This is a genomic window from Streptomyces nigrescens (genome assembly GCF_027626975.1).
Taxonomy (GTDB): Bacteria; Actinomycetota; Actinomycetes; order Streptomycetales; family Streptomycetaceae; genus Streptomyces; species Streptomyces nigrescens.
The window spans coordinates 7,808,903-7,823,023 of sequence record NZ_CP114203.1; the positions used below are offsets into that span (position 1 = coordinate 7,808,903).

The following is a 14,121-nucleotide window of genomic DNA, read 5'->3' on the forward strand; positions in this document are numbered from 1 at the left end:
GCCTTGCAAGCCGGGCCGCAGCGAGACGTCAAGCCGACGCCAAGGCCGCCCTGCGACGGTGAAGACCGCCCGCCGGACGGCCGCAATGGCGCCGCCGTTCTCCGCGTGTGGCGCCCCCTTCCGCAGAATCCCGGCACATCTGGAGGTCGTTCATGACCGTGGCACCGGCCGGCATGACGGACGAGCAGCGCAAGGCCGTCATCACCGCATATCTCCACGCCTTCGACAACGGCGGGGTCGGCAGCGACGGGACCGCCGTGCTCGACTTCTTCGCCGAGGACGCCACCTTCTTCTTCCCGAAATGGGGGCTGGCCCGCGGAAAGGCCACCATCGCCCGGATGTTCACCGACCTCGGAGGCACCATTCAGGCGGCCACGCACCACCTGTGGTCCGTCAACTGGATCACCACCGGGACGGACCTGCTCGCGGTCGAGGGCACCACGCACGGCGAGCACCGCGACGGGCCCTGGCGGGCGGGAGTGCCCGAGTGGGGCGCCGGACGCTGGTGCGGAGTCTTCGAGGTGCGCGACTCCCTCATCCAGCGCGCCTTCATCTACCTGGACCCCGACTACGCGGGCAAGGACACCGCCCGCTACCCGTGGCTGTGACGTCCGCACCCCGGACCCCCGCCGACCCCCCTGCCAAGGAGCACTGATGGACGTCCTGGCCGCCTTGCAGCGCAGGCCCAGCCTCAACCTCTTCCCGATCGAGAACCGGCTCTCGCCACGGGCCGCCGCCGCCCTCGCCAGCGACGCGGTCAACCGCTATCCGTACTCGGAGACGCCGGTGGCGGTCTACGGCGACGTCACCGGCCTCAAGGACGTCTACGACTACTGCGTGGACCTCACCAAGGAGTTCTACGGCGCCCGGCACGCCTTCGTACCGTTCCTCTCCGGGCTGCACACCATGCACACCGTGCTCACCGCGGTGGCCCCGCCCGGCGGCCGGGTGATGGTGCTGGCCCCCGACGACGGCGGCCACTACGCCACCGTCACCATCTGCGAGGGCTTCGGCTACGAGGTGGACTACCTCCCCTTCGACCGGCAGCGCCTGGAGATCGACCATGCCGCGCTGGCGGCGCGGACGGCGGAGCGCCCGGTCGACGTCATCTACCTGGACGCCTCCACGGCGCTGCGCTTCCCCGATGCCCGGGCGCTGCGGGCCGCCGCTCCCGGGGCGATCCTCTGCCTGGACGCCTCGCACCTGCTCGGCCTGCTGCCCGCGGCCCCCCAGACCCTGGTCCTCGACGGCGGCTTCGACAGCATCTCCGGCAGTACGCACAAGACGCTGCCCGGCCCGCAGAAGGGACTGCTGGTCACCAACAGCGACTCCCTCGCGGAGAAGATGGCCGCACGGATCCCCTTCACGGCGTCCAGCTCCCACTCGGCGACGGTCGGCAGCCTGGCGATCACCCTGGAGGAGCTGATGCCGCACCGGGTGGAGTACGCACAGCAGATCATCGCCAACGCCCGCCGGCTGGCCGGTGAGCTGGCCGGGCTCGGCTTCGACGTGGCCGGCGAGGAGTTCGGCCACACCGACACCCACCAGGTCTGGGTGCACCCGCCCGAGGGCAACACCCCGCACGAGTGGGGCCGGCTGCTCACCCGCACCGACATCCGCACCACGACGGTGGTGCTGCCCAGCAGCCGGAGTTCCGGTCTGCGCCTCGGCACCCAGGAACTGACCCGCTGGGGCATGAAGGAGAACGACATGGCGCGGGTGGCTGATCTGCTGGCCCGGCTGCTGCTGCACCACGAGGACTCCGGCAAGGTCGCCGCGGACGTCGCCGACCTGGCCCGGGCCTTCCCCGGCGTGGCGTACGCCGGGGCTTCCGCCGCGGTGACGGCCGGCTGAGCCGGGACGGGGAGGTGCCGCGGCCCGGCCCGCGGCCGTACCCGGCAGGAGCGAAGGAGACCCGTATGTCCCTTTCCGCGGCGGACAGTTCGCTGCAGCGCGGTACCCCGCAGAGCGGCCAGGCGTCCGTGACGGCCGGGCTGCTGCGCCGGGTGGCCGGCCACTACCCCACGGGGGTGGTCCTCGTCACCGGGCCGCGACCGGCACCCGGGCAGCCGCCACCCGCCATGGTGGTGGGCACCTTCACCTCGGTGTCGCTGCACCCGGCGCTGGTGGGCTTCCTTCCCGCGAAGTCCTCGACCACCTGGCCGCGGATCCGGGCGGCGGGCCGCTTCTGCGTCAATGTGCTCGGTGCGGACCAGCAGCAGGTCTGCCGCCGCTTCGCCGCCGCCGACCCCCACCGCTGGGAGGTGCCCCACCGGGAAACCGCCACCGGTTCCCCGCTCCTGCTCGACGCGCTCGCCTGGTTCGACTGCGAGGTGGCGGGCGAGGCGGAGGCGGGCGACCACTGGTTCGTCACCGGGACGGTCCGTGACCTCGGGACCGGGCGGCCCGGTCCGCCCCTGGTCTTTCTGCGCGGCGGCTACGGCCACTGCGCCGAGGACACCGACGCCGCCCGGTCCGGACGGCCCGCCGGCCCGGACTGACCTCCGCCGCCGCTCGCTGCCGAGCCGCGCCGTACTGTCGCACGCGGCACGGCCCGTCGGGCGGCGCGACGGCGGAGGAGGTCCGGTCCGGCTCCGGCCGGCTGCCGTCAACGAGGTTCGTGATCGAGGTGCTGTGCGCCCGCGGTGCCGGTGCCGAGTTCCTGGAGAAGCCGGGCGAACGGCCACTGCGGCCGGTAACAGAAGTACTCGCCGCGCTCCTCGATCTCCTTGACGGCGGTGGCGCTCGTACTCCGGGCCTCGTCGTGGGCACCCGTACGGTGCAGGGCGTCGGCGAGCAGCCCGAGGTGCAAGGTGCGGCGCAGTACGGTCCGGTGCCGGACCGCGTCCTGCAGCGCCTTCCGCATCCGGGCCAGTCCCTGCTCGTGCATCCCCTGGTGCACCTCGGCCCAGCCGAGCGGGATGGCGAGCATGCGGTGCCAGAACGGGAGTTGGCAGCGGGCGGCGAGGTCCAGGCCCGCCCGGCCGGCCAGCCAGGCACCCCGTACGTCGTACTCGGTCACGGCGATGAGGGCGTCGACGTAACGGGCGAAGGCCCGGTCCCACGGCCGGTCGTAGCGGTCGGACTGGGTGAGGTGCAGAAGCTCCGACCGGTAGCGCCGGGTCTGGACCCGGTCGCCGTTGAGGCAGTGACCGAGCGCCAGGTAGGCCCGGTAGTCGATGCGCTGGTCCCTCAGCAGCGCGCTCGGGCGTAACGGCACGCGGGGGGATTCCAGCAGGGTGTCGATGATCCCGACGCCCTCGGCGAGCGCGGTGAGCGACTCGTCCAGCCGGCCGCTCACATACTGGGTGACCCCGCCCACGTAACAGGCCGCCGACCGGGCCTCCGGACCGCCGCCGTGGTCGGCCAGCTCGTAGAGCAGGCCGCCGATCTCGGCCGCCTCCGGGTACTGGCCCGCGGTGATCGCGCGCATCGCCTGTGCGTGCAGCAGCCCGGTGGGCTGGGTGCCGTCGAAGGCCCTCTCCAGCTTCTGGGCGTGCCAGAGGATCGCCTCGACCCGGGCCGAGCCGTAGCCTTCCATCAGGGCCTGCAGCCACATCATCCGCTTGCGCAGCTGCAGTTCCACGGCAGAGGTCGGCTCGTCCCCGGGCAGCGCCGCGACGACCGACGCCGCGGCCTCCAGCCAGTGCAGTGCGGCCGTATGGGAGAAGCGGGCCTGCTCCCGGTCGGCCAGGGTCAGCAGCGGGCGCACGCCCGCGCGGGCACCCAGGAGCCGGGCGGCCGCCAGGCAGTGGCGGCGGATCTCCGCGGCGTCGTCACCCGGCCGGCTCCGCAGCGCCAGGATGGTGGCCACCCGATGGTGCCACCGGGCGCGGGTGACCGGCTGGGTGGCGTCCAGCAGGAAGTCACGCGTCAGACCATGGGCGAAGGAGAGCCGGCCCTCCGTGGCCCGGTCGTGGCGCAGCAGGCCGGTCTGCACCGCGTCGTCGATCAGGGTCTGCGGCAGCCCGAGGGTGGACAGCAGGTCCGCGAGCAGGGGGCGGTGCACGTCCATGCCCATCACGGCGCAGAGGGTGAGCACTTCGAGCGTGTCAGGGGAGCATTCGCTCAGCCGCTCGTGGAGCACCTCGCGCACCTCGAACGGGACCGAGGGCCGCTCCCCGGCGGACTGTGCGCAGACCGCGCTGAGCAGGAGGAAGGGGTTGCCGCCGGAGGCGCGCTGGAGTTGCTGGGCCTTTCCGGGCGAGGGCGCCGCGCCGGAGGCCGAGGCGATCAGCTCCCGGCTCTGCTCCTCGGCGAGTCCCTCCAGCCGGAGCATGCTGCTGTTGCCTTCCTGGAGGATACGGCCCACGGCGCGGCGCACCGCCGGGTCCTTCGCCAGCTCGTGGTCGCGGAGGGTGGCCAGCACCAGGACCCGGGCCCGGCCGATCTGTTTGACCAGCAGTTGGAGCACTTCCAGTACGGGGGCCTGGGCGAGGTGCAGGTCCTCCAGAAGCAGGACCACGGGTGTCCGTTCCGCGGCGGCGAGCACGGCCTGGCAGATCCGCATCTGGTGGGTGAGGTGCTGCTCGGGCAGCCAGTCGGCCTGCGCGACGACGTCCACGGCGGCGGCCTCACCGGCCCCGCCCGTCAACTCCAGCTGCCGCACGATGTGTTCCCACGTCCAGTAGCCGGGATCCGGCAGGGTCCCGACGCAGTACGAGCGCGCCAACCGGAACTCGGTGGTGGCAAGACAGCGCTCGGCCTGCTGCAGCAGCCGCGTCTTTCCTATGCCCTGCTCGCCGTAGACCAGCACCACATGGCCCTGACCGCCGCGCGCGCCGGCCAGCAGCCGCTGCAGCCGCTTCATCTCCGCCTGACGGCCGACGAGCCGGTCACCCGGCGGCGGGGAGTCGGATGGCTCCGGTTTCTCCGCTTCCGGCGGCACGGGTGCCGGCGTGGATGCCGAAGCGGGGGGTGCCGGCGCGGGGAGCGCCGGCGCGGGTGTGGTCCGGTCCGCCGGCTCGGGGACCGGTGCGGCCGGAAGCTCCTGCCGCAGGATCTTCCCGTGCAGCGCCTGCAGTTCCCGGCTGAGGTCGGCCCCCAGGTCCTCCGCCACCGCATGGCGCATCCGCTCATAGGTCAGCAGCGCCTCCGCCGACTGGCCGGAGTGGTACTGGGCCGTCATCAACTGCCCGCCCAGCCGCTCCAGTCCGGGATTGCGGCGGAGTTCCTCACCGAGCCGGACCGTCACCTCCTCGTAGGCGCCCAGACCGAGGCACGCCTGGGCCCACACCTCAAGTGCCCGGAGGCGGACATGTTCCAGGCGGTCCGCTTCCGCCACCGCGAACTCGTAGCCGTACAACTCGCCCAGGGGAGTGCCCTTCCACAGCTCCAGGGCGGCCCCCGCCGTCGAGCGTGCGGCGTCGAGATCGCCGGCCTTGATCAGTTCCCGGCACTCCCTGACCTTCACCTCGAAGACCGCCGCATCGACCAGCCGCGCATCGGCTTCGAGCAGATATCCCTGGAGGTGGTGGACGAGCCGGATCGAGCGGTCGTGGCGGGCCAGCAGCTTGCGCAGCCGGGACACGTACGCCTGCAGGGTCCCCGTGACCTGACTCGGTGGGCTGGACCCCCAGATCGCCTTGATGATCGTGGGCAGCGACACCACGTTGCCCACGTGGATTAACAGCAGGGCGAGCAGGGCCCGCTGTCTTGGTGCACCGAGGTCGACCGTCTTCCCGCTGGATCTCACACTCAAGGGGCCAAGGAGGTCGAACCGAAGCCCAGGGAAACGTGCATCATCTTTCATCGTGCATCCCGACTGGAGAGAATGACGGAAGAACATGAACGTAAACGGAAGCTGACGAGACCTCAGATTGTGGCCGCAACCTGAGCTTTCCGAGGTCTCAGCGCGTTCCGGATCCGGGACTCCGGGCGGGAACAGGGGGAGTACCCGCCCGGAGCCGTTCCGGAGGGCGCGCGAAGGAAGAGCCGGCGTCGTGTGCGGACCGCGTGGTGCCGGTCGACGGGGCGAGGCCGTGCGGCCCGGCAGCTCCCTGTGCCGCAGGGGCTGCGCTCAGCGCTCCACGGGAGGCGTCAGGCCCCCGCAGACGGCGGGCATGGCGACGGCTATAGCTCTTCATGCTGTAAATGATGACTTCCGCGCGAATTTTGGTTCATTCCCCAACGGAATTGTTGTTTTCTGAGTGGAGCTGCTATAGGTGCCTCCGATATGGGTAAGGGGCCTTGCCACGGCCGCCCCTCCGCCCGCCCGGGCGCGGGCGGCGGGCCGGGTGGTTCCGGACGGGAGAGGGCTGACCGGGACCGGGTCGGGATCAGTAGGTCAGTGCGTCGGACGCCGAGCCCTGCCAGTAGGTGACGGCGGCGTCGTTGTCCTTGTGCGTACCCGCGGGCAGGGTGAGCTTGAGGGGGGTGCCCGTCGAACCGGAACCGCTCCGCGGAGCGAAGTGCACCTCGAGGCGCTGGGCGGTGCGGCCACCGGAGTCATCGCCGCCCTCGCCGCTGAGCAGGATCGAGGCATAGGCGGACCGGCCCGGGGCGAGGGTCACGACGGCCTGCGGCTGGCTGTCCTCCATGATCCGGGTCGCCGACTGCTCGTCGTCGAAGCGCAGAAGGGGCGCCGAGTAGGCATGGCAGGAGCGCGACCCCGTGTTGGTGATCGTGAGGAGCAGGTGGTTGATGGGGCGTGTGACCTTGGTGATGACGGCCTTGGTGTTCGCTCCCGTACAGGTGTCCGCCGAGCCGTCCGCGGTGCCTCCGCCCTTTCCGGCGCTCTTGCCCTGACCGCCGGAGGCGCCCTGTCCGTTGCCGGAACCCTCTCCTTGCGTCTTGCCGGTTCCGCCGGGCTTGCCGTTCGCGGTGGCGCCGCTGGGGGTGGCGCCGCTCTCGGTGGCGCCGCTGGCGGTGGCCCCGGCCTCCGGGCGGGCCCCGGACGGAGTGCCGGACGCCGCCTCGCTGTCACCCTGGCAGGCGGACAGCGAAAACCCCGCGAGAAGGGCGGCGGTGGCGGCGGCAGCGGTACGGGATCGGACGGTGCGCATGGTGATTCGGTTCTCCTAGCAAGTGGTTTCAGCGGTGGGTGATCAGCGAGATCACCACCACGGCACAGATGATCAGCACGGCGATGGCGACACCATCGCTGGTGCACCAGCGGGTTCGCATGGCGCCTCCGGTCTCGGTGGTGCTGCTCACAGCGTGCGGGGTATGCGTGCGTATGCCAACGATTCCGGGACAATGAGAGAAGCCGGAACGCTGAAACAGGTGCTGACCTGGGGGAATGCCCACTCCCTGGAATGCTGTCCTGGAACGGCGGAACGAAGAGGGGAGCAGGGTGGGGACAGAGACAGAGGGATTTGCGGGCCTGCTGCGCCTGTTGAAGGAACGCTCCGGCCGCAGCTATGGCGTCCTCGCCCGGCAGGTGCACATGAGCGTTTCCACGGTGCACCGGTACTGCAACGGCGATGCCGTACCGATGGACTTCGCGCCCGCCGACCGCTTCGCGAGGCGCTGCGGGGCGACAGCGGACGAACTGGTGGAACTGCACCGGCGCTGGATCCTCGCCGACGAGGCCCGAAGACGAAGCCGTGCGACGTCCGCCTCGACCACCTCGTCCACCGCTGTCACCGCACGGGCAACAGCTGCCGACGCCGCGGGTGCTCCGGCCGACGTGCCGGAACCCTCGGCACACAGAAACGCTTCCGCTCCGCCGGAGACGTTCTTGGCCACCGCACCGACGAGCCCCGGCCCCCTCGTCGGTCGCGACACCGAGGTCGAGCGCACCGCCGAGTTACTGCGGATGCCGGCCGGCACGGATCCGGTCCTGATCGTCACCGGAGATCCGGGTGCGGGCAAGACCGCACTGCTCGACGTGGCGCTCCACACGGCCCGCGCGACCGGGATGCGGGTGCTGCGGGCCGAAGGAGCGGAGCCCGAGGCGGAACTCGCCTTCTCCGGGCTGCACCAGCTCCTGAGCCCGGTGCTGGCAGAGGCGGAAGGGCTGCCCGTCCGGCAGCGGGGAGCACTGCTGGCCGCTTTCGGGATGAACACCCAGGAAGCGGAGCGTGATCCGCTGCTCATCGGGCTGGCGGCCTGCACGCTCCTGGGCCGGGTCGCAGAGCGCAAGCGGCTGCTGGTCGTGGTCGACGACGCCCACTGGATCGACTCGGACTCCCTGCGCACTCTGGGCTTCGTGGCCCGGCGCCTGCACGGTCACCAGGTGGTGCTGCTGATCGCGGCCCGTGACGCCGCCCGCCTCACCGGACTGAACCGGGGCCACCGCACCCTGGAGCTCGGTCCGCTGGACACGGCCGCCGCCAACCAGCTGCTCGATCAGCAGGGTTGCCCGCCCACCGGCCTCACCCGCCTGCAGGTTCTCGACCAGTCGGTGGGCAACCCCCTGGCCCTGATCGAGTTCGCCGCGGCCCATGCGGCCGGCCGGGCCGCGCCCGTACGCAGCGGTGAACCCCTCCCGCCCACCGAACGGCTGGAACGGTCCTTCGCGCACCGGTGGCAGCAACTGCCCGAAGAGACCCGGCAGATACTGCTGCTCGCCGCCGCCGACACCACCGTGGTCACCCTCCATGACCCCCGGGTGTGGCTGCCGGCCGAGGACGCCGGGCTGGTGCGGCTCCAGTCAGGCGGTGTCCGCTTCCATCATCCGCTGGTCCGCTCCGCGCTCTACCACGCCGCCACACCGCAGCAGCGGCGACAAGCACATCTGGCCGCGGCCGCGGCGCTGGCCGACGCTCCCGACCGGCAGTCCTGGCACCGTGCGGCGGCGGCCACCGGACCCGACGAGGACGTCGCCACCGCCCTGGAGCGAACCGCCGAACGGACCTGGCAGCGCGGCGGATACGCGGAAGCGGCCACGGCATGGAACCGTGCGGCCGAGCTCAGCCCGGTGCCGGACGAGGGCGCCCGCCGCTTCGTCCACGCCGCGCAGTCGGCGATCCTGTCCGGCCAGATGTCCTGGGTCGAGCAGCTGACCGACCAGGCCCTCGCCCTCACCGACGACCGGTCCCTGCGCGCTCTCGCCGCGCTCCGCGCGGGGCAGGCGCTGGCGCTGACCCCGCAGCGGGCGGTCGCCGCCGGTGTCCTGCTGCGTACCGCCGAGGACTGCCTGGTGGTGTACCCCGCCCTCGCCCGGGAGGCTCTCGCCACCGTGGCCCTGGTCGCCTACTACACCGGCGATCCCGCCCAGCAGCGTGCGGTGGAGCAGTTGTTGCCCCGGACCGGAGGAGAGCGGGGCAAGGATCTCGTCCGGCTCTGGACCCAGGCGCTGACCGACCCCTCGTCCGACCGGGTGGGGCTCCTGGCCGACCTGCACGCCCTGGTGGGGGACGCCAACCCGCCCGGGGAGCTGACCGCCCTGGGCACCATCGCCTGGCTGCTCGACGAAACCTCCCTGGCCCTCACCCTGTTCCACCGGGCGGCCCATCGGCCGACGGGGCCGCCGCTCCCCGCCGGCCTGCGCTGCGCGGCCGGATGGGCCAACTTGGAACACGGGGACTGGGACCAGGCCAGGAAGGTCGCCGACGCCTCCGCGCAGGGGGCAGCCGACTCCGGCCTCGCCCACACCGCGGCCGCGGCGCTGGCACTCCACGCCGGTCTGTCCGCCCTGCAAGGGCAGACCGAGGCGGCACGGACGGCCGCCGAGGAAGCACTGGCCTCCGTCACCCCCCACGGCAGCGGGGCGGTGGTGGTCCGCGCCAGATGGGCCCTGGGCATGGCGGCCACCGCCGAGGGCGACCACGACACGGCATTCGCGCACCTCCGCATGCTGTTCACCGCCGAGGGCAAGGAGGCGCACTACCATGCCTCGCTGCCCGGCCTCGCCGACATGGCGGCCGCCGCCGCACGCACCGGCCGCCACGACCAGGCAACGCTGATCGTCGAGCAGGCGGCGGACCGCCTGGAACACGGCTCGCCACGGCAGCGGACCGCGCTGTCCCGGGCGAGGGCACTGCTCGCCGGTCCCGCCGCCGCACCGCACTTCACCGCGGCACTGGCGCAACCCGGCGCGGAGCACCGGCCGTTCGAGCACGCCCAGACGCTCCTGGACCACGGTGAATGGCTGCGCCGACGGCTGCGTACCGGCGAGGCCCGGGTCCCGCTGACCACCGCACTGGAGATCTTCCGGCGACTGGGTGCACAGCCCTGGGCCGCCCGCACCACGTCCGAACTGCGCGCGGCCGGCATCCGGCAAACCGCCCCGGCACCCCACGCCCTGCAGGCCCTCACCGCACAGCAGCAGCAGATCGTGCGCCTTGCGGCACAGGGGCTGACGAACCGGGAAATCGGCGAGCGCCTGATGCTGTCCCCGCGCACCGTCGGATCCCACCTCTACCGCTCCTTCCCCGAGCTGGGCGTCACCACCCGCGCCCAACTCCGCGACCTGCTGGACCAGTTCTCAGTGGCAGGCACTCCACCGGAACCGGCCTGACGGCCCTCTCCCGGCCCGGCACCTGCCCGGCCCTGCCGCGCCCTCGCCCACTGCCGTTCGGCGCCGTCGTGAGTGGCCGGCTGCCCTCCCGTCCACCGCGAAGTGCAGTCATCCGTCCGATGCGCCCGCCCCATGGGCCGCTCCAGGATGGCCTCCGGCACACCGTTGCCCGTGAGGAGAAAGGCAGTTCCCGTGGAGTCGATGGTTCTGGGCGACGTGGAGATCACCCGCGTGGTGGAGAAGGAGTGGCGCACGAGAGAGCCCCACGAGATGTTCCCCGAGCCCGCGCCGGAATTCTGGGAGCGCAACAGATCGTGGCTGGCGCCGGAGTTCTGGGACGCCGACGACGGGCGGCTGGTCAGCTGTACGCACACCTGGGTGCTGCGCAGCGAGGGCAAGGTCGTGCTGATCGACACCGGCATCGGCAACCACAAGCAGAGGCCCGGCGCGCCACCGTTCCATCAGCAGAACAGCGACTTCCTCGGCGCGCTCGCCAGGGCAGGGGTCGAGCCGGAGGACGTCGACATCGTGGTGAACACCCATCTGCACGCCGATCACGTCGGCTGGAACACCCGTCTGACGCAGGGCGAATGGGTGCCCACCTTCCCGAACGCGACCTATCTGCTGCCGGAGCCGGACCACCACTTCTGGAACCCCGCCCATGACCTCGCGCGCCGCTCGGGCGCCGCCAACCGGAACGTCTTCGAGGACAGCGTCGAGCCGGTCGTCCGGGCCGGCCGGTCCCTCCTGTGGCGCGGCGGGTACGACATCGACGCCCACCTCCGTCTCGAACCCGCTCCCGGGCACACCCCGGGATCCGCGGTGGTCGTGCTGGAGTCGGGGACGGATCGCGCAGTCTTCGCGGGCGATCTGCTGCACAGCCCCGCACAGGTCGTCGAGCCGGACTGCAACAGCTGCTTCTGCGAGGACCAGGAGCAGGCACGGGCCTCCCGCCGCCGGGTGCTCCAGTGGGCAGCCGACCACACCGCCCTGGTCCTGCCCGCTCATGTACGCGGAAGTGCTGCCTTCGAAGTGGCCTCCCGCGGGAGCGCCTTCGCGATCACCCGCTGGGCGGACCGTCGCCCGGGCTGCCGCGCACAGGGGGAGGAGTAGCACCCCCATGCCTCACCGCGTACGTGTGAAGACCTCCGCAGGCACGGTCCTGGGCCGGCAGGACGCCGGGGTGAGCGTCTTCTGGAACATCCCCTATGCGGCCGCTCCGGTCGGTACCGGGCGGTTCGCGGCGCCCGTGGCTCCGGCGCCGTGGAGCGGTGTACGGGACGCCGGTGAGCCCGGCCCCACCGCCCCCGCGGCGCTGCGGGCGGGCTTCGGCCCCCTGGACATGTCGGCCCTCCTGGGCTCCGGGTGGGTCACCGGAGAGGACTACCTCGGCGTCAACGTGTGGACACCGAGCCCGCACCGGGACCGGCTGCCGGTGATGGTGTACGTGCACGGCGGGGGCTTTCTCAACGGCTCCGGACGTGCGGAGCTCTACGACGGCACCGGTTTCGCGCGCGACGGTGTCGTACTGGTGACGCTGAACTACCGTCTGGGCGCCGCGGGTTGGCTGGACGTGCCGGGAGCGCCGGCGAACCGTGGTCTGCTGGATGTGATCGCGGCGCTCGGCTGGGTGCGGGACAACATCTCCGGTTTCGGCGGGGACCCGGACCGGGTGACGGTGTTCGGCCAGTCGGCCGGGGCGATGATCGTGGCCGCGCTGCTGGCCGCTCCGCAGGCCGAGGGGCTGTTCCGGCGTGCGATCAGCCAGAGCGGCAGCGGTCTGTGCGCGTTCGCTCCGCGGCAGGCCGAGCGGGTCACCCGCGCGGTGGCGGCTCGGCTCGGCATCGCCCCCTCTGCCGGTGCATTCGCCGGCATCCCTGACGACCGGCTGGTGTCCGCGGTGGCCGGGCTCGGCCCGGTCGACGTCGCCGGCGACGGCTACTACGACACGTCCTTGGGCAGCAGCCCGTTCAAGCCCGTCCTCGACGGTGCCGTGCTGTCGCAACAGCCGGTGGACGCGGTGGCCGGCGGCAGCGGGAGCGCGGTGGACCTGCTCATCGGCACCAACGCCGACGAGGCCAACCTGTACGTCGTGCCGGCCGGGCGGGCCGCGCGGATCACCGAGGCGGAGGTGTCGGCCGCCGCGGCCCGCCGCCACCCGGACCCTGCGGCAGTGGTAGCCGCACACCGGGCGCAGCGGCCGGACGCGTCCCCCGGCGAGCTGCTGGCGTACCTGGTCACCGATGCCTTCACCGAGGGAAGCAGGCAGCTCGCGGACGCCCATGCCGCTCGTTCGGCGGCCGGCACCCACGCCTATCTGTTCCGTTGGCGGCCGGCTGCGTTCGGCGGCTCCCTCGGTGCGTGCCACTGCGTCGAGCTGCCTTTCGTCTTCGACCGCACCGAGTTGCCGGGGCTCCGCGGGCCCCGGGCACTGCTCGGGGACAGGGACCTGCCGCCGGACCTCGCGTCGCGCATGCACCGGGCCTGGATCAGCTTCGCCGCGACCGGCGATCCGGGCTGGCAGCCGTACCGGACCGAGGACCGAGCCGAAGAGCGAACTGAGGACCGGGCCGAAGAGCGAGCCGAAGAGCGGACCGAGGACCGGGCCGACGACCGGGCCGTCCAGATCATCGACGACCGGTGGACGATGTCGCAGGTGAGAGGGGCGAGCAACGGCGCTTGAGGGAGCCGGGGAGGCGGGCGGGGGAGGCGCGGGTGCCGAGGCGGCCATGGCCGGGAGAAGACCGTCGGAAATTTTTTCAAGCCGGCACCAATCCGGGGGCGTTGCGGCTCCGAATCACGCTCGACACCTCACCGAGGTGTTGCTGTCGAACCCGGACGACGTGCGGTCCCCCCTCCTCCGCGGAGGCCGCCGGAAAAGGAACGATCGTGATAGCCAAGCGCACCAGCCGCCTTGCCGTACTCGTCGCTCTGCCCGCCGCCCTGGCCCTCACCGTGGGCGCCTCCTCCCAGGCCGTCGCCGAGGGCACCGGAGCGTTCCAGATCAACCTGGCGCAACTGAACGACTCCGGTTCCAAGGGCACGGCGATGCTCAGCCTCCAGGGCAACCGGCTGACCGTGAAGATCGAGTCCGAGGGACTCGTACCCGGACAGCCCTCCGCCCAGCACCTCCACGGCTCCACCGACGGCCATGACTTCCACTGCCCGGACGCCAGCGACGACACGAACGGTGACGGCGTCCTCAACAACACCGAAGCCACGGTCGATTACGGCGACATCAACATCTCGCTCACCACCAAGGGACCCACGGACATGGCGAGCGGTCTCGCCGTCGACCGGATGCCGGTGGCGAACGCACAGGGCAAGGTCTCCTACGAGCGCACCCTCGCCGTCTCCCAGGACGTGGTCGAGCACATCAAGGACCTGCACATCGTGCAGCACGGCATCGACCGCAACGACAACAAGAAGTACGACTTCGAGGGGGCGGGCAAGAGCGAACTCGACCCCAAGCTCCCCCAGGAGGCCACCGCTCCGACCAACTGCGGTGAGGTCCTGGGCGCCGCGGTGGGTTCCATTCCGGTCGGCGGGGTCGAGACCGGCACCGGGCCCGCCGAGGAGAACGGGGTGCCGGCCGCGGTGATGGGCGCCGGCGGGGCCGCCTTCGTGGCGACGGCCGGTGCGCTGCTCTTCGCACGGCGCCGGAAGTCCGTGCTCGCCGCCGGGCGGGCCGAGGGCAACGGGGCCGCCGCGTGAGC

10 protein-coding genes are annotated in these 14,121 nt (G+C 72.2%); 7 read left to right on the top strand and 3 right to left on the bottom strand.

All coding sequences use genetic code 11. The features are described 5' to 3' along the window. Positions 1-152: 152 nt before the first annotated feature. The 3 genes from STRNI_RS34680 (at position 153) to STRNI_RS34690 (ending at position 2,501) form a co-directional block, all read left to right on the top strand. Positions 153-608, top strand: coding sequence for a nuclear transport factor 2 family protein (locus STRNI_RS34680; protein ID WP_018090798.1), 456 nt, complete (start codon positions 153-155; stop codon positions 606-608). Positions 609-654: 46 nt separating this feature from the next. Continuing rightward, positions 655-1,854, top strand: a complete 1,200-nt coding sequence (locus STRNI_RS34685; protein WP_266441278.1) for a PLP-dependent aminotransferase family protein — start codon at positions 655-657, stop codon at positions 1,852-1,854. A 65-nt stretch (positions 1,855-1,919) separates the two neighbouring features. Further along, positions 1,920-2,501, top strand: coding sequence for a flavin reductase family protein (locus tag STRNI_RS34690; RefSeq protein ID WP_093638844.1), 582 nt, complete (start codon positions 1,920-1,922; stop codon positions 2,499-2,501). 107 nt (positions 2,502-2,608) lie between these two features. Here the strand turns inward: STRNI_RS34690 and STRNI_RS34695 are convergent, their stop codons facing one another. The 3 genes from STRNI_RS34695 to STRNI_RS34705 all read right to left on the bottom strand — a co-directional run bounded on the left by STRNI_RS34695 (position 2,609) and on the right by STRNI_RS34705 (position 7,155). Then, positions 2,609-5,695 carry an ATP-binding protein gene (locus STRNI_RS34695; RefSeq protein WP_277413358.1) on the bottom strand — a complete coding sequence of 1,029 codons (3,087 nt, stop codon included), beginning with the start codon at positions 5,693-5,695 and terminating at the stop codon, positions 2,609-2,611. A gap of 583 nt (positions 5,696-6,278) precedes the next feature. Beyond that, positions 6,279-7,004, bottom strand: a complete 726-nt coding sequence (locus tag STRNI_RS34700; protein WP_277412616.1) for a DUF4232 domain-containing protein — start codon at positions 7,002-7,004, stop codon at positions 6,279-6,281. Positions 7,005-7,032: 28 nt separating this feature from the next. Continuing rightward, positions 7,033-7,155 (bottom strand): hypothetical protein, encoded by a 123-nt coding sequence (locus STRNI_RS34705; RefSeq protein WP_018090793.1) that lies wholly within the window; start codon positions 7,153-7,155, stop codon positions 7,033-7,035. A 139-nt stretch (positions 7,156-7,294) separates the two neighbouring features. Between STRNI_RS34705 and STRNI_RS34710 the strand changes: the two genes are divergently transcribed. From STRNI_RS34710 to STRNI_RS34725, 4 genes are all read left to right on the top strand, one after another. Next, a complete protein-coding gene (locus tag STRNI_RS34710) occupies positions 7,295-10,405 on the top strand; it encodes an AAA family ATPase (RefSeq protein ID WP_277412617.1) in 3,111 nt (1,036 codons plus the stop codon). Between the two features lie 192 nt (positions 10,406-10,597). Next, positions 10,598-11,518: an MBL fold metallo-hydrolase gene (locus STRNI_RS34715; RefSeq protein WP_277412618.1), complete on the top strand. Its 921-nt coding sequence runs from the start codon at positions 10,598-10,600 to the stop codon at positions 11,516-11,518. 7 nt (positions 11,519-11,525) lie between these two features. After that, positions 11,526-13,088 carry a carboxylesterase/lipase family protein gene (locus STRNI_RS34720; protein WP_277412619.1) on the top strand — a complete coding sequence of 521 codons (1,563 nt, stop codon included), beginning with the start codon at positions 11,526-11,528 and terminating at the stop codon, positions 13,086-13,088. A gap of 206 nt (positions 13,089-13,294) precedes the next feature. Next, positions 13,295-14,119 (top strand): hypothetical protein, encoded by an 825-nt coding sequence (locus tag STRNI_RS34725; RefSeq protein WP_018090789.1) that lies wholly within the window; start codon positions 13,295-13,297, stop codon positions 14,117-14,119. Positions 14,120-14,121 lie beyond the last annotated feature (2 nt).